This is a genomic window from Streptomyces tubbatahanensis, assembly GCF_022699385.1.
Lineage (GTDB): Bacteria > Actinomycetota > Actinomycetes > Streptomycetales > Streptomycetaceae > Streptomyces > Streptomyces diacarni.
This window is the reverse complement of record NZ_CP093846.1, coordinates 1,903,613-1,925,362: the sequence shown is the minus strand read 5'-3', so window position 1 is coordinate 1,925,362 and position 21,750 is coordinate 1,903,613. Positions and strand designations below refer to the sequence as shown.

At 73.3% G+C, this 21,750-nt stretch carries 20 protein-coding genes and 1 pseudogene; 15 read left to right on the top strand and 6 right to left on the bottom strand.

The window, feature by feature from the left end; all coding sequences use genetic code 11:
- Window positions 1–93: 93 nt before the first annotated feature.
- The 15 genes from MMF93_RS08275 (at window position 94) to MMF93_RS08210 (ending at window position 14,221) form a co-directional block, all read left to right on the top strand.
- Window positions 94–378: an HGxxPAAW family protein gene (locus MMF93_RS08275; protein ID WP_242750551.1), complete on the top strand. Its 285-nt coding sequence runs from the start codon at window positions 94–96 to the stop codon at window positions 376–378.
- A 23-nt stretch (window positions 379–401) separates the two neighbouring features.
- The gene (locus MMF93_RS08270) at window positions 402–821 is read left to right on the top strand and encodes a DUF2752 domain-containing protein (RefSeq protein ID WP_242750550.1); all 420 of its coding nucleotides are present in this window, start codon (window positions 402–404) and stop codon (window positions 819–821) included.
- Between the two features lie 210 nt (window positions 822–1,031).
- Window positions 1,032–1,841 (top strand): indole-3-glycerol phosphate synthase TrpC, encoded by an 810-nt coding sequence (trpC, locus tag MMF93_RS08265; RefSeq protein WP_242750549.1) that lies wholly within the window; start codon window positions 1,032–1,034, stop codon window positions 1,839–1,841.
- A 4-nt stretch (window positions 1,842–1,845) separates the two neighbouring features.
- Window positions 1,846–1,998: a tryptophan biosynthesis modulator TrpM gene (gene trpM, locus MMF93_RS33670; RefSeq protein ID WP_369126522.1), complete on the top strand. Its 153-nt coding sequence runs from the start codon at window positions 1,846–1,848 to the stop codon at window positions 1,996–1,998.
- Between the two features lie 135 nt (window positions 1,999–2,133).
- On the top strand, window positions 2,134–3,372 hold the full coding sequence (trpB, locus tag MMF93_RS08260) for a tryptophan synthase subunit beta (protein ID WP_242750548.1): 1,239 nt from the start codon (window positions 2,134–2,136) through the stop codon (window positions 3,370–3,372).
- Complete coding sequence (trpA, locus tag MMF93_RS08255; protein WP_242750547.1) at window positions 3,369–4,181, top strand: tryptophan synthase subunit alpha; 813 nt, start codon at window positions 3,369–3,371, stop codon at window positions 4,179–4,181. Before trpB ends, trpA begins: the two co-directional genes overlap by 4 nt.
- Before the next feature lie 323 nt (window positions 4,182–4,504).
- A complete protein-coding gene (locus MMF93_RS08250; RefSeq protein WP_242750546.1) occupies window positions 4,505–5,236 on the top strand; it encodes a DsbA family protein in 732 nt (243 codons plus the stop codon).
- Between the two features lie 104 nt (window positions 5,237–5,340).
- Window positions 5,341–6,354 (top strand): prolipoprotein diacylglyceryl transferase, encoded by a 1,014-nt coding sequence (gene lgt, locus MMF93_RS08245; RefSeq protein WP_242750545.1) that lies wholly within the window; start codon window positions 5,341–5,343, stop codon window positions 6,352–6,354.
- A 142-nt stretch (window positions 6,355–6,496) separates the two neighbouring features.
- Complete coding sequence (locus MMF93_RS08240) at window positions 6,497–9,580, top strand: Na+/H+ antiporter subunit A (RefSeq protein ID WP_242750543.1); 3,084 nt, start codon at window positions 6,497–6,499, stop codon at window positions 9,578–9,580.
- Window positions 9,577–10,209: a Na(+)/H(+) antiporter subunit C gene (locus tag MMF93_RS08235; protein WP_242750541.1), complete on the top strand. Its 633-nt coding sequence runs from the start codon at window positions 9,577–9,579 to the stop codon at window positions 10,207–10,209. Before MMF93_RS08240 ends, MMF93_RS08235 begins: the two co-directional genes overlap by 4 nt.
- 127 nt (window positions 10,210–10,336) lie before the next feature.
- Window positions 10,337–12,007, top strand: coding sequence for a Na+/H+ antiporter subunit D (locus tag MMF93_RS08230; protein WP_242757371.1), 1,671 nt, complete (start codon window positions 10,337–10,339; stop codon window positions 12,005–12,007).
- Complete coding sequence (locus MMF93_RS08225) at window positions 12,007–12,591, top strand: Na+/H+ antiporter subunit E (RefSeq protein WP_242750539.1); 585 nt, start codon at window positions 12,007–12,009, stop codon at window positions 12,589–12,591. The genes MMF93_RS08230 and MMF93_RS08225 overlap by 1 nt, the downstream gene beginning before the upstream one ends.
- Window positions 12,588–13,001, top strand: coding sequence for an MrpF/PhaF family protein (locus MMF93_RS08220; protein ID WP_242757369.1), 414 nt, complete (start codon window positions 12,588–12,590; stop codon window positions 12,999–13,001). The genes MMF93_RS08225 and MMF93_RS08220 overlap by 4 nt, the downstream gene beginning before the upstream one ends.
- Window positions 12,998–13,375 carry a monovalent cation/H(+) antiporter subunit G gene (gene mnhG, locus MMF93_RS08215; protein ID WP_242750537.1) on the top strand — a complete coding sequence of 126 codons (378 nt, stop codon included), beginning with the start codon at window positions 12,998–13,000 and terminating at the stop codon, window positions 13,373–13,375. The genes MMF93_RS08220 and mnhG overlap by 4 nt, the downstream gene beginning before the upstream one ends.
- Window positions 13,376–13,489: 114 nt before the next feature.
- On the top strand, window positions 13,490–14,221 hold the full coding sequence (locus tag MMF93_RS08210) for a VIT1/CCC1 transporter family protein (protein ID WP_242750535.1): 732 nt from the start codon (window positions 13,490–13,492) through the stop codon (window positions 14,219–14,221).
- 26 nt (window positions 14,222–14,247) lie between these two features.
- Here the strand turns inward: MMF93_RS08210 and MMF93_RS08205 are convergent, their stop codons facing one another.
- From MMF93_RS08205 to MMF93_RS08180, 6 genes and pseudogenes are all read right to left on the bottom strand, one after another.
- A complete protein-coding gene (locus MMF93_RS08205; RefSeq protein WP_423835584.1) occupies window positions 14,248–15,135 on the bottom strand; it encodes an HpcH/HpaI aldolase/citrate lyase family protein in 888 nt (295 codons plus the stop codon).
- A gap of 20 nt (window positions 15,136–15,155) precedes the next feature.
- On the bottom strand, window positions 15,156–16,391 hold the full coding sequence (locus MMF93_RS08200; protein WP_423835583.1) for a CaiB/BaiF CoA transferase family protein: 1,236 nt from the start codon (window positions 16,389–16,391) through the stop codon (window positions 15,156–15,158).
- A gap of 5 nt (window positions 16,392–16,396) precedes the next feature.
- Entirely contained in the window at window positions 16,397–17,887 is a 1,491-nt protein-coding gene (locus tag MMF93_RS08195) for an ADP-ribosylglycohydrolase family protein (RefSeq protein ID WP_242750531.1), read from the bottom strand.
- Window positions 17,884–19,056 carry an ADP-ribosylglycohydrolase family protein gene (locus MMF93_RS08190; protein WP_242750529.1) on the bottom strand — a complete coding sequence of 391 codons (1,173 nt, stop codon included), beginning with the start codon at window positions 19,054–19,056 and terminating at the stop codon, window positions 17,884–17,886. The genes MMF93_RS08195 and MMF93_RS08190 overlap by 4 nt, the downstream gene beginning before the upstream one ends.
- Window positions 19,057–20,352: 1,296 nt before the next feature.
- A pseudogene (locus MMF93_RS33665) lies at window positions 20,353–20,721 on the bottom strand (ADP-ribosylglycohydrolase family protein); the annotation flags it as partial.
- Window positions 20,613–21,608: an ADP-ribosylglycohydrolase family protein gene (locus tag MMF93_RS08180; RefSeq protein WP_242757365.1), complete on the bottom strand. Its 996-nt coding sequence runs from the start codon at window positions 21,606–21,608 to the stop codon at window positions 20,613–20,615. The pseudogene MMF93_RS33665 and the gene MMF93_RS08180, both read right to left, overlap by 109 nt.
- Window positions 21,609–21,750 lie beyond the last annotated feature (142 nt).

Here is a 21,750-nt window from a genome sequence, read left to right as displayed (position 1 = left end):
GACCCCCGTGCTGTCGCCGGCGTGTGGAAGGGGGAGAATGAGCAGGCAACGGGCCCGGTGGCCCTCTTTCACGTTGTGACTCAAGGAGTATTCATGGCGCACAGCCACGGACACACCCCGGCCGCCTGGACCGGCGTGCTCATCGCCTTCGTCGGTTTCTGCGTTGCCTCCGTCTTCACGGTGATGGCGCAGCCTGCCGGTGTGATCGCCGGGCTGGCCCTTCTCCTGCTGGCCGCCGTGGTCGGCGGCGTCATGAGCGCGATGGGGCTCGGCCAGACGAAGTCGAAGGGCATGAACGCCGAGCAGGCCCGGGCGCACAAGCAGCAGCACGACGAGGCGCGCAGGACCCACGAGCCCCACGCCAAGGCGCACTCCTGAGGCAACGGCAGTACGCCGCGACGGTGCGGCACCGCCTGACCGGCGCGGTGCCGCGGCTGGCCGCGCCCCTCGGCTCTCTGGCCGCGGCGGGCGCGGCCTTCGTGTATGTCGCCGCCGTCGACCCGAACCAGCCGGGGCACTACCCGCCCTGCCCCTTCCTGGCCGCCACCGGGCTCTACTGCCCCGCCTGCGGCGGGCTGCGCAGCGCCCACGCCGTCGCGCACGGTGACCTGGTCACCGCGCTGGGCGCGAACGCGGCGGCCGTCGCCCTCTTCGCCGTCCTCGCCCTCGGCTGGCTGTACTGGACCGTCCGGGCCGCCGGGGCGCGTCCCTTCGCCCTCCCGGTGCGGCCCCGGGTGTGGCACGCCTGGGCCGCGGGGGTGCTGCTGGCGGCGTTCACGGTTGTCCGGAACACGCCCCTGGGGACGGCGCTGACTCCGTGAGCCGCGTCGCCCCGTCTGACCCCCGGTGACGAGGTCGTCACCCGCGATGCGGACCGCTCCCTCGATTTGTCCGCTATGTGGGATTCGGTGCAACCGGATGCGAGACCTCCGTCCACCGGCGGATACCATCGCAGTGCCCCACCTGACCACCCTCGCCCGCCCGCGAGGGCCCGTCAGCCAGCCAAACCCAGCCAGCAAGGAGGTCGCTCGGTGAGTGTGCTCAACGAGATCATCGAAGGCGTACGTGAGGACCTCGCCGAGCGGCAGGCGCGCGTCACCCTCGACGAGCTCAAAGAGCGCGTGGCCCGAGCGCCCCAGGCCAAGGACGGGCTCGCCGCGCTCAAGGGCGACAGCGTCCGGGTGATCTGCGAGGTCAAGCGCTCCAGCCCCTCCAAGGGCGCGCTCGCCGCCATCGCCGACCCCGCCGGGCTCGCCGCCGACTACGAGGCGGGCGGCGCGGGCGTCATCTCCGTCCTCACCGAACGCCGCCGCTTCGGCGGCTCACTCGCCGACCTCGAGGCCGTCCGCGCCCGCGTGGACATCCCGGTGCTGCGCAAGGACTTCATCTTCTCCTCCTACCAGCTGTGGGAGGCCCGCGCGCACGGTGCCGACGTTATCCTGCTGATCGTCGCCGCGCTCGAACAAGAAGCGCTCGTCTCCCTCATCGAGCGCGCCGAGTCCATCGGGCTCACGCCGCTGGTCGAGGTCCACGACGAGGAGGAGACCGAGCGGGCCCTCGACGCCGGAGCCAGGATCATCGGGGTCAACGCGCGCAACCTCAAGACCCTGGAGGTCGACCGGGGCAACTTCACCCGCATCGCCCCGGAGATCCCCGACCACGTCGTCAAGGTCGCCGAATCCGGCGTGCGCGGCCCCCACGACCTGATCGCCTACGCGAACGAGGGCGCCGACGCCGTGCTGGTGGGGGAGTCCCTGGTGACCGGCAAGGACCCCAGGACCGCCGTCTCCGACCTGGTCGCGGCCGGCGCCCACCCGGCCCTGCGGCACGGCAGGGGCTGAGACCGTGACCGCCTCCGTCTCCCTGTGCTCCCTCGCGCTGGCGCGCGGGTGCAGGCCGCGCGGGTGCCGTGCCCCCGCGCGGCGGGTGCGGGGGCGTTCGGTGCGGTATCACATCGGCTGCGAGCCCGGTGTGATCCGCGGCCGCCGATGGCGCTGACGCTTCCCTCATCCTCCCCCGGACGCCGTCCGGGGGAACCCGCTTCCCGGACCCCGTGGGTCGCCGGCTCACCGGGCACGGGCACGAGCAGGGCCAGGACATCGGCGTCAGCCCACACCAAGGAGCACCATCGGCATGCCATCCGACTACTTCATCCCCGACCCTGAGGGTCACAGTCCCAACGTCGCCGGCTACTTCGGCGCGTTCGGCGGGAAGTTCATCCCCGAGGCCCTCGTCGCCGCCGTCGACGAGGTGGCCGCGGAGTACGAGAAGGCGAAGGCGGACCCCGCCTTCGCCGCCGAGCTCGACGAGCTGCTCGTCGACTACACGGGCCGTCCCAGCGCCCTGACCGAGGTCAAGCGGTTCGCCGAACACGCGGGCGGCGCCCGGGTGTTCCTCAAGCGCGAGGACCTCAACCACACCGGCTCCCACAAGATCAACAACGTGCTCGGCCAGGCGCTGCTCACCAAGCGCATGGGCAAGCCCCGCGTCATCGCCGAGACCGGCGCGGGCCAGCACGGCGTGGCCACCGCCACCGCCTGCGCCCTCTTCGGCCTGGAGTGCACCATCTACATGGGGGAGATCGACACCGAGCGCCAGGCGCTGAACGTCGCCCGCATGCGGATGCTCGGCGCCGAGGTCGTCCCCGTCACCTCGGGCAGCCGCACCCTCAAGGACGCCATCAACGAGGCGTTCCGCGACTGGGTGGCGAACGTGGACCGCACCCACTACCTGTTCGGCACCGTCGCGGGTCCGCACCCCTTCCCGCAGATCGTCCGCGACTTCCACCGCGTCATCGGCGTCGAGGCGCGCCGCCAGATCCTTCAGCGCACCGGACGGCTGCCGGACGCCGTCGCGGCCTGCGTGGGCGGCGGCTCCAACGCGATCGGCCTCTTCCACGCGTTCCTGCCCGACGCCGACGTGCGGATCGTCGGCTTCGAGGCGGCCGGGCACGGCGTGGACTCCGGCGAGCACGCCGCCACCCTCACGGCGGGCGAGCCCGGCATCCTGCACGGTTCGCGCTCCTACGTCCTCCAGGACGACGAGGGGCAGATCACCGAGCCCTACTCGATCTCCGCCGGGCTCGACTACCCGGGCATCGGCCCCGAGCACGCCTACCTCAAGGACAGCGGGCGCGGCGAGTACCGTCCCGTCACCGACGAGGCGGCGATGCGCGCACTGCGGCTGCTCTCGGAGACCGAGGGCATCATCCCGGCGATCGAGAGCGCGCACGCGCTCGCGGGCGCCCTCGACCTGGGCCGGGAGCTGGGCCCCGAGTCCCTCGTCCTGGTGAACCTCTCCGGACGCGGCGACAAGGACATGGACACGGCCGCGCGCTACTTCGGCCTCTACGACGGGGAGGACCAGAAATGAGCAGCGGGAACATCGCACTCCTGGAGCAGACCCTGGCACGCGCCAAGGCCGGGAACCGGGCCGCGCTCGTCGGCTACCTGCCCGCCGGCTTCCCCACCGTCGAGGGGGGCATCGCGGCCTGCACGGCGCTCCTGGAGAGCGGCTGCGACGTCGTCGAGGTCGGGCTGCCGCACAGCGACCCCGTCATGGACGGACCCGTCATCCAGACGGCCGACACCATCGCCCTGAAGGGCGGTGTGCGGATCGCGGACGTGATCCGCACGGTCCGCGAGGCGCACGCCGCCACCGGCAAGCCGGTGCTGATCATGACCTACTGGAACCCCGTCGACCGGTACGGCGCCGAACGCTTCGCCGAGGAGCTGGCGGCAGCGGGCGGCGCCGGGTGCATCCTGCCCGACCTGCCCGTCGAGGAGTCCGACGGCTGGCGCAAGGCCGCCGAGCGGGCCGGCCTCGCGACGGTCTTCGTCGTCGCCCCCAGCAGCCGCGACGCGCGCCTGGCCCGGATCACCGAGGCGGGCAGCGGCTTCGTCTACGCGGCGTCCCTGATGGGCGTCACCGGCACGCGCGAGTCCGTCGGTGCGGAGGCGCGGGAGCTGGTCTCCCGCGTCCGCACCGGCGCCGACCTGCCGGTCTGCGTCGGCCTGGGTGTCTCCACCCCCGCGCAGGCCGCGGAGGTCGCCACCTTCGCCGACGGCGTGATCGTGGGCTCCGCGTTCGTCAAACGGCTGCTGGCCGCGGATGACCTGGAGGCGGGGCTCGCGGATGTCCGCGAGCTGGCGACGTCCCTGGCCGAGAGCGTCCGGCGCTGAGCACACCCCTGGGGCGGGCACCCCGACAAAGGCGCCCGCCCCCTCTCCCTGCGGGGGCTCCTAGGGGGGCGGAGCCCCCGTAGCGGGGGGCAGTTGGGGTGGGGGTCCCCCCGGACGGAGTCTGGGGGAGGAGCCGCCCCAACGCCTGGCCGGCGAGGCCCCGGGGGTTTGGGGGCGGAGCGCCCCAACCACGGCCGAGGGCACCCTCACGAAAGAAGGGGAAGACCATGGGAGGTGCGACCCCCCGCTAGGGCAAAGCATCTTTCGGGTGAAGTCCTCACGTCGGCCCCCCGCCACGGGCGGAACCCCTCGTTGGGCCGGGCGTGACTCAGAACAAGACCTCGGCCCGCGACCGCTTGCGGGCCGAACAGCAACGACACAAGGCCTCCGAGAAGCGCCGCCGCACCGTGAAGGTCGCCGCGGCGGTGATCGGCGCGCTGGCGGTCGCCACGGGCGTCGGGGCGACCGTCGCCCACCAGACCGGTGGCGGCGAGGCGGACAACAGCCAGTCGGCGAAGCCGATCACCGTGGGCGACAAGGGCGCTCCGGCCAAGCTCACCGTCTACGAGGACTTCCGCTGCCCCGCGTGTGGTCAGTTCGAGAACACCTACCGGAGCACGATCAAGAGCCTGGAGAAGGCGGGCAAGCTTCGGGCCGAGTACCACCTGGTGGCGCTCATCGACAAGAACATGGGCGGCAGCGGCTCCGAGGAGGCGGCCAACGCGGCGGTCTGCGCCAAGGACCGGGGGAAGTTCGAGGCCTACCACGACGTGCTCTACCGCAACCAGCCGGCCGAGCAGGACGACGCGTTCGCGAGCACGAAGCGGCTGCTCGAGCTGGCGAAGAAGGTCGAGGGGCTGGTCTCCCCGGCGTTCGAGGAGTGCGTGTCCACGGGGAAGCACGACGCGTGGGTGCGCCGCTCCAGCGAGAGCTTCGGCGCCTCGGGCCACCAGGGAACGCCCACGGTTTTGCTGGACGGCAAGAACATCTACGCCGACCAGTCGAATCCGCTGACACCGCAGAAGCTGAAGAAGATGGTGGAGCGCAAGAGCTAGGGCCTCTCGTCTTGCTGGGCTCGCGGGCCGCGGCGGCCGTTATGCAGCCGTTGTGCGGCCTGATTGCCCGGGGCGCCGCCGGGCACGGTAGCGTCGGGTGCGCCATGGAGACCCTTGCCTTTATCCCCAGTCCGTCGGCCGGCGAGATCCATCTCGGGCCGATCCCGCTGCGCGGTTACGCGCTCTGCATCATCGCCGGCGTCTTCGTCGCGGTCTGGCTCGGTGGGCGCCGGTGGGTCGCTCGGGGCGGGCGGCCCGGGACGGTCGCCGACATCGCCGTGTGGGCCGTGCCGTTCGGCCTGGTCGGCGGCCGGCTCTACCACGTCGTCACCGACTACCAGCTCTACTTCGGTGAGGGCCGCAACCCGGTGGACGCCTTCCGCATCTGGGACGGCGGCCTGGGGATCTGGGGTGCGATCGCGCTGGGCGCGCTGGGCGCGTGGATCGGCTGCCGCCGTCGCGGCATTCCGCTGCCCGCCTACGCGGACGCCGTGGCGCCGGGCATCGTGCTGGCGCAGGCGCTGGGCCGCTGGGGCAACTGGTTCAACCAGGAGCTGTTCGGGCGGCCGACCGACCTGCCCTGGGCGCTGGAGATCGACCCGGCGCACCGCCCTGTCGACACCCCCGACATGGCCACGTACCACCCGACGTTCCTCTACGAGTCGCTGTGGTGTGTCGGGGTGGCGCTCGTGGTGATCTGGGCGGACCGGCGGTTCAAGCTGGGGCACGGCAGGGCGTTCGCGCTGTACGTCGCCGCCTACACCGTCGGGCGATTCTGGATCGAGTACATGCGGGTGGACGACGCCCACCACGTGCTGGGCATGCGGCTGAACAACTGGACGGCGATCGTCGTCTTCCTCGCCGCGGTCGCCTACATCGCCGTTTCGGCGAGGAAGCGGCCTGGACGTGAGGAGATCGTCGAGCCGGGGGCCGACGAGGACGCCGGGGCCGACGAGGCCGCCAAGACCGGCGAGGATGCCGTCGGTCCCGACAAGGCCGTCGAGGACGATGCGGCAGACCAAGCCGACAAGGCCGACACGGCGGGAAGCCCCGCGGGCAAGACGGCCGGCAAGGCGGGGAGCTCCCCCGACAGGACGGCCGACAGGCCGAAGGCCTGACGCTTGCCCCTGGGGCCCGGGGTGAGGCCCCATCTCGGGCTGAGCCAGGCTGAGCCACCACTCCGCCGGGAGGGCGCAGCCCCCACCGGCACCGCAGGGCCGCCTGTCCGAATTGCATGGTTATGTATGCAATTCTCTGTGCGTGCTGTGGTTGATCGTCGTCCACTTCGCCGTCGCGTGCTGCGCCGGGCCCCTGGTGCGGTGGCTGGGGCCGCGCGCCTTCCTCGCGCTCGCGGCGGCACCCGCGAGCGCGGCCGTGTGGGCGGCGGTGCACTACGGCGACGTCTCCGGTGGGCAGGCGCTCAGCGAGCACACCGCGTGGGTCCCCTCGCTCGGCGTCGACATCGCGCTGCGGTGCGACCCGCTCGCCCTGGAGATGGTGCTGGTCGCCGGGGGCGTCGGCGCCCTGGTGATGGTCTACTGCGCGGGCTACTTCAGCTCCTACGCGCCGCGGCTGGGCTCCTTCGCCGGAGCCCTCACCGCCTTCGCCGGGGCCATGCTCGGGCTGATCCTGGCGGACGACCTGATCCTGCTGTACGTGCTGTGGGAGCTGACCAGCGTCTTCTCCTTCCTGCTCATCGGCCACGACTCCGCACGCAGGACCAACAGGCGTGCCGCGCTGCAGGCGCTGCTGGTCACCACGGTCGGCGGTCTGGTGATGCTCGTCGGTTTCCTGATGCTGGGACACGCCGCCGGCACCTACCGGATCTCGCTGCTGCTGGCGGACCCACCGGGCGGCGGGGCGCTCGTCTCGGGCGGCCTGGTGCTCGTCCTGGTGGGGGCGCTGTCGAAGTCGGCGGTGTGGCCGTTCAGCTTCTGGCTGCCGGGGGCGATGGCCGCGCCCACACCGGTGTCCGCCTATCTGCACGCGGCCGCCATGGTCAAGGCGGGCGTCTACCTGATCGCGCGGCTCGCCCCCGGCTTCGCCGACGTGGTGCCCTGGCGGGCACTGGTGCTCGTGCTGGGCAGCGTGACCATGCTGATCGGCGGCTGGCGGGCGCTGCGTGAGACGGACCTGAAGCGGCTGCTGGCCTTCGGCACCGTCAGCCAGCTGGGTTTCCTCACCCTGCTGGTCGGTGACGGCGACCGGAACACCGAGCTGGCCGGCATCGCGATGATCCTGGCGCACGCGCTGTTCAAGGCGCCGCTCTTCCTCGTCGTCGGCGCCATCGACCACCACACGGGGACCCGCGACATCGACCGGCTCTCCGGGCTGGGCCGCGCCCTGCCCGTGCTGTGCGGCGTCGCCGTGGCGGCCGGGCTGTCGATGGCCGCGCTGCCGCCGCTGCTGGGGTTCGCCGCGAAGGAGGCGGCCGTCTCCGCGCTGCTGCACGGCGGCGCCGCGCACACCTGGACGCTGGCGGCCGTGATCGCCGGATCGGCGCTGACCACCGCGTACACGCTGCGGTTCCTGTGGGGTGCTTTCGCCACCAAGGGCGGCTCCCCGCCCCTGCAACCGGTCACCGTCGAGAAGGGCACCAGGACCTCGCTGCCGCTGCTCGCACCGCCCCTGCTGTGCGCGCTGGCCGGTCTCGTGCTCGGGCCCGCGGCGCCGTGGATCGACCCGCTGCTGGGCCGGTACGCCGACAACCTGCCCAGCGAGGGCGCCCCCTACCACCTGGCGCTGTGGCACGGTCTCGGCCCGGCGCTGGGCCTCTCGGCGCTGGCCTGGGTGCTGGGCGTGGCGCTCTTCTGGGCCGGGCGGCCGCTCGCCGAGCTGGGCGAGCGGATCTCGCAGGTCGACGGCGACCAGGTGTTCGCCCGCGCGCTGTGGGGACTCGAACGGCTCTCGCTCCAGGCCACGGGCGCCGTGCAGCGCGGCTCGCTCCCCGTCTACCTGGGCACCATCCTCGTCGTCCTGCTCGGTTTCGAGGGCGCGCAGCTGCTGGCCGAAGGCCCCTGGCAGCAGGCGCAGGGGCTGCGCTTCTACGACTCGGTTCCGCAGCTCGTCGTGGCCGTCGGGGTCTGCGGGGTGGCGGTGCTGTGCGTGCTCGCGCGGCAGCGGATGAAGGCGGCCGTGCTCGCCGGCGTCACCGGGTACGGCGCCGGGCTGCTGTACGTGCTGCACGGCGCGCCCGACCTGGCGCTGACGCAGTTCGCCGTCGAGACGGTCTCGCTGACGGTGTTCGTGCTGGTGCTGCGCAGGCTGCCGGCGCGCTTCCCCGACGGCCACCGGACCTGGCGGGTGCGGCGCGGCGTCCAGCTGGTGATCTCCGTGGCCGCCGGCGGGCTCGTCGCCGGGCTCATCCACCTCTCCCTCGCGGCCAGGACGGGACCGGCCTCGGGCCCCGCGCTGCTGAGCGCGACCGCGCACGAGGACGTCAAGAACGTGGTCGCGACCACGCTGGTGGACCTGCGGGCCTGGGACACCATGGGCGAGTCCGCCGTGCTCGCGGTCGCCGCCGTCGGCGTCACCAGCCTGGTCTACCTGCGCCGCCGCGCCCGGGTGCCGGTCGCCCAGCCGGTGCCGGGATCCGAGGGCCCCGGCGGCGGACCCGCGCCCTCGGCTCCCGTCGCGGGCCCGGGACGACCGACTGTAGGACCGCTGCGCACTCCGGGCTCCGCGAGCGTCGCGCTCGACCAGTCGGCCGCGGCCTCGGGCACGTCCGGCGCGGACAAGCCGGCGGCGGGCCGCTGGGACGCGTGGAAGCAGCCGGTGCGCACCGGTGCGCGTCCGTCCCGCGGCTCGCCCGTCGCGCCGCGCCGCACCTGGCTGGCGGCCAGTTCCACGCTCGCCCCCGAGGGGCGTTCCGTGATGTTCGAGGTGGTGGCCAGGCTCGTCTTCCACCCGATCCTGGTGCTCTCCCTCTACCTGCTCTTCTCCGCCGAGAACCTGCCGGGCGGCGGCTTCACCGCCGGGCTGGTGGCCGGGCTCGCGCTGGCCGTGCGGTACCTGGCGGGCGGGCGTCTGGAGCTGGCGGCCGCGGCGCCCGTGGACCCCGGCTTCCTGCTCGGGCTGGGGCTGCTGCTGGTCACGGGCACGGGGCTCGCGGGGCTGTGGCTGGGCGGCAGCGTGCTGGAGGCGGGCAAGGTCACCGGAGCGTTCTGGCTGGTGGGCCACTTCCACGCCGCCAGCCCTGTCCTCTTCGACACCGGCGTCTACCTGCTCGTCCTCGGCGTCGTCCTGGACGTGCTGCGCAGCCTCGGGTCCGAGATCGACCGCCGCATGGAGCGCGAACGCGCCCGCCGCGAGGCGGAACGCACCACGAAGGGGAGCGGATCGTGACGGGGACGCTCGCCCTGGTGTGCTGCGGCGGTGTGCTGTTCGCCTCGGGTACGGCGCTGCTGATGGCCCGGCCGCTCACCCGCATCCTGCTCGGCATCGTGCTGATCGGCAACGGCGTCAACCTCCTGGTCCTGGCCACCTCGGGGGCCGCGGGCCGCGCCGCGCTGCTCTACCCGGACTCGGACCCGGGGCGGATGGCCGACCCGCTGCCGCAGGCGTTCATCCTCACGGCCATCGTCATCACCCTCGCCGTCACCGCCTTCCTGGTGACCATGGCCTACCGCTCCTGGCAGCACTCGGGCAACGACGACGTCCCCGACGACATCGAGGACATCCGGGTCGTGCGCCGCGCCACCTACGCCGAGGAGCGCGAGCGGCTGCGCGCCGCCTACCGCAAGCGCCGCCACGAGTACCGCGCGCTGGCCCGCGGCGAGGAGGAGCGGGAGGCCCGCGAACACAGCGCCTACCAGCGGCTGGGCACCGCCCGCGACCGCTACCGGGAGATGCGCAGGCGCGCCCGCGCCGACGCCCGCGTCTTCCGCGCACGCCAGGCCCGCGCCGAGGAGACGGCCGAGGAGATCGAAGGGGAGGACGACCCGTGGCAGACCATCCTGGGCGCCGACCGGTGAGCGCCGAGCTGCGCCCCCGAAGCGCCCGCCCGGGTGCTCGGGACGACGGCGCCCGCCGCGTCCTCGTCTCCCGCGCGGAGGGCGGGCGGTGAGCGGCGGAGGCCAGCCGTCCCAGGCGGCTGCCGTGATGTCGGCGCTGGTGCCGCTGCCGGTGATCCTGCCGCTGTGCGCGGCCGGGCTGAAGCTGGCCATCGGGGCCCGCCTGGAGCGGTTGCAGCGGTTCATCAGCGCCGGTGTGCTGGCCGCGGTGCTCGTCGTCTCGCTGGTGCTGCTGGTGGCCGCCGACCGGCACGGGCCGCAGGTGATGTTCGCGGGCGGGTGGGCGCCGCCGGTGGGCATCGTGCTGGTCGCCGACCGGCTCTCCGCGCTGATGCTGGTCATCTCCTCCGCCGTGACGCTGTGCGTGCTCGTCTACTCCGTGGGCCAGGGCATGGCCGACAACGACGAGGTGACGCCGCTGTCCGTCTTCCACCCCTCCTACCTGGTGCTGGTCGCCGGGGTCTCGGACACGTTCCTGGCCGGGGACCTGTTCAACCTGTACGTCGGCTTCGAGCTGATGCTGACCGCCAGCTACGTGCTGATGACCATCGGCGGCACCCTGTCGCGGATCCGCGCGGGCGCCACCTACGCGGTCGTCTCGCTGCTGTCGTCCATGCTGTTCCTGGCCGCGGTCGCCATGGTCTACGCGGCCACCGGCACCGTCACCATGGCGCAACTGCCCGCGCGCCTGGACGCGTTGCCCGACGGGGTCGGCATGCTCATCCAGATCGCGCTGCTGGGGGTCTTCGCCATCAAGGCCGCCGTCTTCCCGATGGCCGCCTGGCTGCCCGACTCCTACCCGACGGCCCCCGCCCCGGTGACGGCCGTCTTCGCCGGGCTGCTGACCAAGGTCGGCGTCTACGCCATACTCCGCACCCAGACCCTGCTCTTCCCCGGGCACCGCATCGGCGACGTGCTGATGGTGCTGGCGCTGCTGTCGCTGCTGGTGGGCATCCTGGGCGCCGTCGCACAGACCGACCTCAAGCGGCTGCTGTCCTTCACCCTCATCAGCCACATGGGCTACATGGTCTTCGGGATCGGCCTGGCCACCCACGGCGGCATCTCAGGGGCCGTCTTCTACGTCGCCCACCACATCACCGTGCAGACCACCCTCTTCCTCGTCGCAGGACTGATCGAGCGCCGCAGCGGCACGACCGACCTGCAGAGCCTCGGCGGGCTGGCCCGGCTCTCCCCGCTGCTGGGCGTGATGTTCTTCGTCCCCGCGATGAACCTGGCCGGCATCCCGCCGCTCTCCGGTTTCCTCGGCAAGCTGGGGCTGCTGCGCGCCGGGGTCGACGACGGGGGAGCGCTCGCCTACGTGCTGGTCGCCGGTGGTACGGCCACCAGCCTGCTCACCCTGTACGCGCTCGCCAAGGCGTGGAACCTGGCCTTCTGGCGCGCCCCCACCCCCGAGATGTGCGCCGCGGGAACGGTGCTGGAGGACACCGAGGCGGACAGCGACGACGACGCGGACGAGGACGAGGCGGCCGTGGGCCCGTACGCGCGCTCCACGGCCCCGCACGCGGTCCTGGACCGCTGGGAGCCGGCACCGGTACGGCGCAGGGGAGCGGCCACGTTCGGCGGCCAGGAGATCACCACCAGCGCCACGCTGCCGCCGAGCATGACCGTCGCCACGGCCGGCCTCGTGCTCTTCGGGCTCGCCTTCACCGTCCTCGCGGGCCCCCTGTTCTCCCTGACCGACCGCGCCGCCGACGAACTCATCGCGCGGACCCCCTACGTTCAGGCGGTGACCCGCTGATGACCTCACCCCAGCGACTGCCCGAGGCCAGCAGGCTGCGCGCCACCCAGTGGCCCATGGTGGCGGGCCTGACCCTGCTGTGGATGCTGCTGTGGGGCACCCCGACGCCCGCCAACATCGTGACCGGGGTGCTCGTCGCGCTCTTCGTGGTGCTGGTCTTCCCACTCCCGCCGATCGAGAAGCAGGCGCGCCCGCACCCGCTGGGCATCGTGCGCTTCACCGCGCGCTTCGCCCTGGACCTCGTCGTCTCCAGCTGGCGGGTCAACCGCTACCTGCTCGCCCCCAGCCGCCCGCGCTGCGCCGTGCTCGGCGTCGCGATGCGCTGCCCCGGCGACCTGATGCTGACGGTGACCGCCGTGTGCGTCACCGCCGTGCCCGGCAGCACCGTCCTGGAGGTGGACCGCCGCTCGGGCACCCTCTACCTCCACGTGATGGGCGGCGAGCTGGAGGAGGAGCGGGACCGCGCCAGGCGCGACGCGCTGCGCCTGGAGACCCGCGTCGTGCGGGCGTTCGGCACCCGCGCCGACATCGACGCGATCCGCGCCTCGGAAAGCGCGCAGGAGCTGTTCGGGCGGTGGCGATGACCGCGACGGCGCACGAGGTGGTCGCCACGGTGATCGCGGGGCTGCTGCTGGCCGCCGGGCTGATGGTGACCCTGCGCATGGTGCTGGGCCCCTCCACACTGGACCGCGCGGTCGCCCTCGACGCGCTGGTGGCCGTCGTCATGGCCGGTATCGGCCTCCAGACGGCCGTCCGCGGCAACGCCTTCTACCTGCCCGTCCTGCTGGTGCTCTCCTTCCTCGGCTTCACGGGCTCCGTCGGTGTCGCCCGCTTCATGGCGCTGCGGGACGAGGCGGGAACCGGCGACGTGGACGAGAGCCAGGACACGGGCGAGGAGGGCAACGGCGACCAGGACAACGGCGCGGCAGGCGACGCCCGCTCCGCGGAGGAGACCGGGCGGCGGCCCGGCCAGGGGCCAGGGGAGGCGCGGTGAACTGGAGTGCCGTGGCGGATGTCGCGGGCGCCGTGTTCATGCTGGCGGGCGGCGTGCTCTGCCTCCTGGCCGGCATCGGGCTGCTGCGCCTGCCCGACGTGCTCACCCGGATGCACGCCGCGACCAAGCCGCAGTCCTTCGGCCTGCTGCTCGTGCTCGTCGGCTCGGGCCTGTGGCTGCGCAGCCTCATCGACCTGGGCATCCTGCTGCTCGTCGGCCTGTTCCAGCTGGCGACCTCCCCGGTGGCCGCGCACATGGTCGGCCGCGCCGCCTACCGGACGGGCCGCATGGACAGCGAGGACATCGTGCTCGACGAACTGGAGGAGGCGCTGCGGCGGGCAGCCGCCGAGGACGAGAGGGAAAACCGCAGGTGAGCGGGGTAAGTACGGCCTTACTTGCTGGCAGCCCTGCGGGTTTCGTGCCTACTCTTCGAACGTCGGCGCACGAAAGGCGCAGGCACCGCTCACCGTGAAGGAGCCGTACCGGCCATGTCCGAAGCCGGAGTCTCAGACCCGACACACGTCGCCCACCGCGACAACCACACCCACCGCGACGTCAACGGTGGCTGGCTGCGGCCCGCCGTCTTCGGCGCGATGGACGGTCTGGTCTCCAACCTGGGTCTGATGACCGGCGTGGCAGGAAGCTCGGCCGCACCGCAGACCATCGTCATCTCAGGACTCGCGGGCCTGGCGGCCGGTGCCTTCTCGATGGCCGCGGGCGAGTACACCTCCGTCGCCTCGCAGCGAGAGCTCGTCCAGGCCGAACTGGAGGTCGAACGCAGGGAGCTGCGGCGCAGCCCCGGCGAGGAGATCAGGGAGCTCGCCGCGCTGTACGAGGCCCGCGGCGTGGACGGCGACCTGGCGTTGCAGGTGGCCGAGCAGCTGCACCGCGATCCGGAACAGGCGCTGGAGATACACGCGCGGGAGGAGCTGGGCGTCGACCCCGCCGACCTGCCCTCGCCGACCGTCGCCGCGGTCTCCTCCTTCTTCTCCTTCTCGCTGGGAGCCGTACTGCCCGTGCTCCCGTACCTGTTCGGCACCACCGCGCTGTGGCCCGCCGTCGTGCTGGCACTGGTGGGCCTGTTCGCCTGCGGCGCGGTCGTCGCGCGGGTCACCGCACGCCCCTGGTGGTTCAGCGGCCTGCGCCAGCTGGGCCTCGGCGCCGCCGCCGCGGGCGTCACCTACGGCCTGGGCGCACTGTTCGGGGTCGCGGTCGGCTGACGCGGCCCCCCGCCCGCCCGGTCACCTCACCGGGCCCCGCCCCCGGGTGAGCGGGAGCTGCGGGAGGCCAGCGCCAGGGTGCGCCGCGCGCCCGCGACCACCGCGGCGTCGACGAAGCGGCCGTCCGCCAGCGCGAGGGCGCCCGCCTCCTGTTCGGCGGCCGCCACGATCTCCTCCGCCGCCTCGACCTGTGCGGGCGAGGGCCGGTAGGCGGCCTCGATGACGGGGAGCTGGCGCGGATGGATGGCGGTACGGCCCAGGAAGCCGAGCGCGCGGCCCTCGGCGCAGTCGCGGGCCAGGCCCTCGGTGTCCCGCACGTCGGGGTAGACCGACTGGGGCGGCGGCGCCAGCCCGGCGGCGCGTGCGGCGACGACCGCCCGGCCCCGCGCGTAGCCGAGCCCGCCACCCCCGACGCCCAGGTCGGCCCGCAGATCGGCCTCGCCGAGCGCCAGGCCCCGCACCGCGCCGTGCCCCGTGGCGATCTCGAAGGCGCGCTCGACGCCGAGCGCGGACTCCAGCAGCGGGTACAGCGGCGGCGTGTGCGTGCCGGCCCGGGCCCAACCGGCGGCCCGCCGCAGGTCGCCAGGGTCCGTCACCTTCGGCAGCCGCAGCCCGGCCAGCCCCGGCAGGTGGGCGAGCGTGCCGATGTCGTCGGCGGCCAGCGGCCCGTCCAGCGCGTTGACCCGCACGTGGACGGGCACGGGCCCTGGCGGACCCTGCGCCAGCAGTTCGGCGGTCGCCGCGCGCGCGTACGCCTTCCGCTCCGGCGCGACGGCGTCCTCCAGGTCGACGAGCACCACGTCGGCGCCCGAACGCAGCGCCTTGGCGACGACGTCGGGCCGGTCACCGGGTACGTAGAGCCAGGTGAGCCAGGTCAGGAAGGTGTCGGCGGCGGCCGGGTGCGGGCGGCCCACAGCCGCCGTGGAGGAGGCGTTCACCGCACCACACCCGCCTCGCGCAGCGCCGCTATCTCCTCCTCGCTCAGGCCGAGGCCGCCGAGCACGGCGTCGGTGTCGGCGCCGTGCCGCCGCCCCGCCCAGCGGATCGCGCCGGGGGTCTCCGACAGCCGGAAGAGGACGTTCTGCATCTTCACCGGCCCGAGCTCGTCGTCCTCGACACTCGTGATCGAGTCGAGCGCCCGGTACTGCGGGTCGGCCATCACGTCGCGCACGTCGTAGACGGGCGCGACGGCCGCCTGCGCGTCCTCGAAGGCGCTCACGACCTCGTCCCTGGTATGGCGGGCTATCCAGCCGCCGACCGCCTCGTCCAGCTCGGCCGCGTGCTCGGCGCGCCCGGCCCCCGTCGCGAACCAGGGCTCGTCCAGGAACTCAGGACGGCCCACCAGCCGCAGCACGCGCTCGGCCACGGACTGGGCTGAGGTGGAGACGGCCACCCAGCGGCCGTCGGCCGTGCGGTAGGTGTTGCGGGGCGCGTTGTTGGCCGAACGGTTGCCGGTGCGCGGCTGGACGTAGCCGAGCTGGTCGTACCAGAGCGGCTGCGGCCCCAGTACCGTCAGCATCGGCTCGATGATGGCCATGTCCACCACCTGGCCGCGCCCGGTGTGCGCGCGTCCGGCCAGCGCCGTCATCACGGCGTACGCCGTCGACAGCGCCGCGATGGAGTCGGCGAGCCCGAACGGCGGCAGCGTCGGCGGCCCGTCGGGTTCGCCGGTGACGGCGGCGAAGCCGCTCATCGCCTCGGCGAGGGTGCCGAACCCGGGCCGCTGCGCGTACGGGCCGCGCTGCCCGAACCCGGTCACGCGGGCCAGCACGAGACGCGGGTTGGCCTCGGACAGCGCGTCCCAGCCCAGGCCCCACCGCTCCAGGGTGCCGGGGCGGAAGTTCTCGATGACCACGTCGGCGTCGGCCGCGAGCCTGAGCAGCACCTCGCGCCCCTGCGGGGACGACAGGTCGAGGGTGACCGTGCGCTTGTTGCGGCCCAGCAGCTTCCACCACAGGCCGACCCCGTCCTTGCTGGGGCCGTGCCCCCGCGACGGGTCCGGCTTGTGCGGGTGTTCCACCTTGATGACCTCGGCACCGAAGTCGCCGAGCATGGTGGCGGCGAGGGGTCCTGCGAAGAGGGTGGCGAGGTCGAGCACGCGCAGGTCGCGCAGCGGCGCCCCGACCCCGTGCGAAGGGATCTCGGCCCCGTGCGAAGGGGCCTCGTGCATGTCGTTCATGGCGTGGTGTCTCCTGTGGCGTCGGGGGAGGAGGGGGAGGAGGGAGACGGACGGACGGTGGCGGCGAGCGCGTGGGTACGGGCCGCCAGCGCGTCGAAGCCCGTGCCGTCCAGGCCGCCCACGCTCGTCGCCAGGCGGTTCTTGAGCGGGGCCGTCCAGCGGGCGGGGAGGGCTCCGGGCGCTCCGGCGAGCAGCCCCGTCAGGGAACCGGCACTCGCGCCGTTGGAGTCGGTGTCCCAGCCGCCGGAGACGACCCGGCACACGGCGCCTTCGAAGTCGCCCCGCGCGTGGGTCAGCGCGGCGGCGAGCAGCGCCGCGTTCGGCAGCACGTGGACCCAGTGGTGGTCCCCGTAGGCGGCGTGCAGCCCGTCCACCACGTGCGCGAAGCCCGCAGGCGAGTCGTCGGGCGCCTCGCGCGCCGCGGCGATGCCCGTGCGCACGGCGGTCGCGTACCGCGACGCCGGCGGCACGACGGACAGCCCCGCCTCCAGGCACCCCTCCACCGTGGCCCCGTCGCCGAGGCCCGCCGCGTGGGCGAGCGCCGCGGCGACAAACATCGCGCCGTAGACGCCGTTCGCCGTGTGGGTCAGCGTGGCGTCCCGCCACGCCGCCTCGGCCGCGGCACCCGGGTCGCCCGGGTGGGTCCAGCCGAAGACGTCGGCGCGGATCTGCGCCCCGATCCACTCGCGGAACGGGTTGCGGTACGCGCCGGTGAGCGGCGGCTCGACGCCGGCCAGCAGGTTGCGGTACGCCACCCGCTCGGCCGTGAACGTGCGCCCCGCGGGCAGCTCGTCCAGCCACAGCCGCGCCACGTCGCCCGTGGTGAAGCCGTGCCCGTACCGCTCCAGCAGCAGCACGCCGAGCAGCGGGTAGTTGAGGTCGTCGTCCTCGGGTGCTCCGTCGATGTTCTCGGCGAGCGAGTTCGCGGCGGAGCGGCGGTTCCACGGGTGCGCCGCGGCGGTCGCGGCGTCGAGGCCGCGCTCGGTGAACCAGCCGGACAGCGGCCAGTTGCCGGTGGCCCTGGCCAGCGCCCTGATGCCCTGAAGCGTCACCTTCTCCACCGGCTTGCCCAGCACGCAACCGGCGGCACGGCCCAGCCAGGCGGCGTGCAGCCGCTCCGCGTACCCGGAGCGCACCCGGTGGCCCGGCCTCGGCCAGTTCGGGCAGGCGGCCCGGATCGCGTCGAGGCCGGTCGGCTCGTACGCGGCGGCAGGCGCCTCGATTCGGGCGAGCTCGTCCAGCAACTCCCCGGCGAGCGCGCGCAGCCGCGGGGCGGCCGGTGCGGGAGACGCTCCGGCCCGCTCGGGGGCGAGGCCGCCGCCCGCCTCCCGCCACCGCCGCTCCACGTCCGCGACGTCCCGGCCGTCCTGCGCCGCCTGCCGCAGCTCGTGCCCGACCAGGTCCTCGGGCTGCACCCAGGTCAGCCGGACCAGCGGTTCCTCGCCGACGGGCGCCCTCGCCGCCCCCTCGTCGTGCCCGGGTGTCATCGCTCACCCGCCAGTGCCGTGAACGCCGCCTCGTGCGCGCGCCTGCGCTCCACGTCGCGCGCGTACACGTCGCGCGCCACGGCGGCCAGTGCCAGCGCGGGGGAGCGCAGGTCCAGCTTGCTGGCCGCGGTGATCTCCTCGCTCCACTCGGCGGGTACGGCCGCCTCGCCGTGCAGGGCGCCGACCAGGGCGCCGCTCATGGAGGCGATGGAGTCGCAGTCGCGGCCGTAGTTGACGGAGCCGAGGACGGTGGCGCGGTAGTCGCCGCCGCCCACCAGCAGCATGCCCAGGGCGATCGGCAACTCCTCGATGGCGTGCAGCCGGGACGGGCGGCGGGCGCCCAGCGAGGGGCTGCGGTACTCGGGGCCGACGGTGTCGAACGGGGCGACCGCCTCGCGCAGCGGCGCCAGCGCCGCCTCCCAGTCGTCGTACCCGGCGGCCGTCTCGCTCACGGCCTCGACGGCGGCCCGCGTGCCGTCCTTGGCCAGCCGCAGCGCCTCGGCGACGACGGACTCGGGCGTGGCGCCGGGCCGGAAGGCTGCGGCCACGGCCGCGGCGAACACCCCGGCCGCCTCCCGCCCGTAGGAGGACTGGTGGGCGCCCGCCACGTCGAGCGCCTCCGCGTAGGCGGCGTCCGGGTTGCCCGCGTTGACCGCGCCGACCGGGGCCATGTACATCGCGGCGCCGCAGTTGACGATGTTGCCGACGCCCGCCTCGCGCGGGTCCACGTGCCCGTAGTGGATCCGCGCGACCAGCCACTTCTCGGCCAGGAAGATGCGCTGCAACAGCAGGGCCTCGGCCTCCAGTTCGGGTACCCAGCGCGGTTCGCCGATCAGGTCGGGCACCAGGTGGTCGGCCACGGCGTAGGCGTCCAGATGGCCGCGGACCTTCTCGTACACGCGGACGAGGGCGTGCGTCATGAGGGTGTCGTCGGTGACGTGCCCGTCGCCCTTGTGGTACGGGGCGATGGGGCGGGCGGTGCGCCAGGCGTCCTTGTGGAACGGTTCGACGATGCCGCGGACGCGACCGCCGTGCCGCTCGGCGATCGCGGCGGGCGACCAGCCCTCGACGGGCCCGCCGAGCGCGTCACCGACGGCGGCGCCGACCAGGCAGCCCACGGTCCGGTCGGTGAGGGAGAGCGTCGCGGCGGGTGCGGTGGGGGAGCTCATGGCGTGTGGGGTCCTTCCGGGGCGTGGTCTGGACGGGCGGTGGTGACCGCACGGCGGTCGGTGGGCGCCGGGTGGTGCGCGGCCAGCCGGCCCGCCGTCTCCACCAGGTCGGCGCCCGCGAACATGGGGCAGCGCGCAGCCGGACAAGCCGTGCAGGCAGCCTCAAACGCTCCTCCGAGTCTGCGGGCACCGCGCTCCGCCCCGCCCTGTATCTGCCCTGCCAGTTCCCCCGTTCATCGCGTTCTTCTAGTCGTGCTCCGTTACATTTCCCACGTGCCTCTTTACCGCCTGCTCATCCGGCCCGTTGTCCGCGTATGCCACCCGAGTACGCACTGGTCCCCTAACTGTGCTTCTTCGATTCCGTATCTTAAGACTTTGTTCGACTAACTCTATTGTCTCAAACCGTGACCTTCGCTCTGTACCGTCTCTGCACCTCCCCGCCGTCTCTGTCCACCATCGCCCCGTTCTCCAGCCGACACTTGCCTCCATATGCTCATCCGCGTAACACATATCTACTGTTAGCATTACTAGATCTTTCGCCACCCATATCGACCGCCCCCGCCCGCCCCCTCTACCTCCCTTCCCCTGCCAACCGCTCCCCCTCTCCGAGCACTCCTAACTGACTTCCATTGCTCCCCCCTTTCATACCCCCACCCCCCCCTCCCGTTCCTCTATCCTCCCCCGCCCCTCTCGTTTCCCTGCTATCTAATCCCTTCTTCACACCCCCCCTTATCCTACTTTTCTCATTATTATCCTTCCCCTCCCCCCCCCCCCTTCCCTACTACCCCCTTCCCCTCCCCTCTCTCCCCTCCCCTTCTTCTTCCCCACTCTCTTTCTCCTATACCTCCTATATACCCCCTATATACTTTTCCTACCTCCACCTTTCTTCTTCCCCTCTATCCATCCTTTTACCTCCCCTTTATTCCTCCCCCTTCCCTCCCTTCCTTCCTCCTCCCCCTCCCCTTCTTCTACCTACTCCAACTATCCTTTAATACCTATCCCCCCCTTACTCCTTTTTCCTCCTCCCTTCCTTCCTCTTAATCCCCTTCCTTCCCCCTACCTTCTCATCTTTCTTCTCCTCTTTCACATCTCCTCCACTCACACCACTTCCTCACCCTCTACCCTCCCCCTCCCCCCCCACCTCCCCCCTCCCCCCTCCTCCTAACCCCCTCCCTCTACCCTCCTCTTCCCTCTCCCCCCTATTACTTTCTCCCTTACTCATATATCCTTCCTTTACCCTTCTTCCCCCTCCCTTCTACCTCCATTATCCTTCTTCCCCCCACCCCCTTTGACACCAGAGGGGCCAAGACGCAGCGGCTCGGGCGGCTGGTTGAGCGCGATGGGCACCGGCAGGGTGGTGGTGGCGTTCTGTTCGGCGAAGGTGTCCAGTTCGCGGGTCAGCCTGCGGGTCCAGTCCGGCAGCCGGGCGGCGCGGTGCCGCCCCGAGGGCCAGCCGGCGGCGTCCCCCGCGGCCAGCCCCAGCAGCAGCCCCTCGATCCTGGCCGCGCCGTCGCCGCCGGACGGGTGGGCGCTCGTGGGCGCGGTGATGGTGGTGCTCATGAGGCGTCCCGCGCCGCGTCGGAGGGGGCGAGGTGGCCGCCTGCGGCGCCCACGAGCCGGTCGGCGATCTCGCGGACGTGCCGCCCCGCCATGGCGGGCAGACAGCTGCCCCGTACGGGGCGGATCGCGGACGACCACCGTTCGGGGATGGCCGCGTGCCCGCGCAGCGCGCCGGCGAGCGCGCCGGCGACGGCGGCGGTGGTGTCGGCGTCGCGGCCCATGTTGACGGCGGTGAGCACCGCGTGGGTGAAGTCGCCGCGCGCCGCGGTGAACGCGCCGAACGCCAGCCCGATCGCCTCGGGTGCCAGGTCCGTCCACGGGTAGCCGCCGATGACGACGGACGAGCGCACGGCGCGCTCGACGCTCAGCCGCGTCGCGTCCGGCCGCAGCGGTGCGCGGCGCGCGGCCGAGACGGCGCGCTGGAGGGAGCGGGAGGTCCAGGAGTTCTCCGGGATCACCGACAGCGCGGCCTGCACGGCGGCGCCGGGGCTGTCGCTGACCATGGCCGCCGCGACCCCCGCGGCCACCGCACGGCCGCCGTAGATGCCCTCGCCCTCGTGGCTGACGGTGCCGTCGATGGCCACCAGCCGCGCGGCTTCGGCGGGCCGCCCGGCGGCGAACACCCCGAACGGCGCGGCCCGCATGGCCAGCCCGTCGCTCCAGGCGTGCCGGTGCTGCGCCGAGATGGGCGCGGCCAGGCCACGGCGCAGGTTCTCCAGCGTGCCGCGCTCGCTGAAGCCGGCGCCGCGGAAGGAGCCCTCGTCCAGGTCGGCGATCCACCGGTGCCAGGCCGCCTCGACGTGCTCCACGGTCAGCGCGGAGCCGTGCTCGGCCAGTAGCAGCCCGGAGAAGAGGGCGTACTCGGTGTCGTCGGTGCCGGCCGGATCGTCGCTGACGAACCCTTCGATGCGGCCCCACCTCTCGCGGATCTGCGACGGTTTCATGTTCTCGGCGGGCGCGCCGAGCGCGTCCCCCACGGCGAGCCCCACCATCGCGCCCCTGGCGCGGTCGGTCGGTGAGGGGGTGAGGGCGCGAGGAGCGCGAGGAAGGGAGGGGGCGGGTGCGGGGGCGGGCGCGGCGGAGGGGGCGGGCGAGGGAGCGGAGGACGCGGATCGTGCGGGCGGTGCTGCGGCC

Coding starts and splice junctions, on each gene's coding strand:
- MMF93_RS08190 (WP_242750529.1), bottom strand. CDS start 19,056: ATGAGCTCCCCCACCGCACCCGCCGCGACGCTCTCCCTCACCGACCGG.
- trpA (WP_242750547.1), top strand. CDS start 3,369: ATGAGCAGCGGGAACATCGCACTCCTGGAGCAGACCCTGGCACGCGCC.
- MMF93_RS08275 (WP_242750551.1), top strand. CDS start 94: ATGGCGCACAGCCACGGACACACCCCGGCCGCCTGGACCGGCGTGCTC.
- MMF93_RS08220 (WP_242757369.1), top strand. CDS start 12,588: ATGACCGCGACGGCGCACGAGGTGGTCGCCACGGTGATCGCGGGGCTG.
- MMF93_RS08180 (WP_242757365.1), bottom strand. CDS start 21,608: ATGGTGGGGCTCGCCGTGGGGGACGCGCTCGGCGCGCCCGCCGAGAAC.
- MMF93_RS08210 (WP_242750535.1), top strand. CDS start 13,490: ATGTCCGAAGCCGGAGTCTCAGACCCGACACACGTCGCCCACCGCGAC.
- MMF93_RS08200 (WP_423835583.1), bottom strand. CDS start 16,391: ATGCACGAGGCCCCTTCGCACGGGGCCGAGATCCCTTCGCACGGGGTC.
- MMF93_RS08230 (WP_242757371.1), top strand. CDS start 10,337: ATGTCGGCGCTGGTGCCGCTGCCGGTGATCCTGCCGCTGTGCGCGGCC.
- MMF93_RS08225 (WP_242750539.1), top strand. CDS start 12,007: ATGACCTCACCCCAGCGACTGCCCGAGGCCAGCAGGCTGCGCGCCACC.
- lgt (WP_242750545.1), top strand. CDS start 5,341: ATGGAGACCCTTGCCTTTATCCCCAGTCCGTCGGCCGGCGAGATCCAT.
- trpB (WP_242750548.1), top strand. CDS start 2,134: ATGCCATCCGACTACTTCATCCCCGACCCTGAGGGTCACAGTCCCAAC.
- MMF93_RS08195 (WP_242750531.1), bottom strand. CDS start 17,887: ATGACACCCGGGCACGACGAGGGGGCGGCGAGGGCGCCCGTCGGCGAG.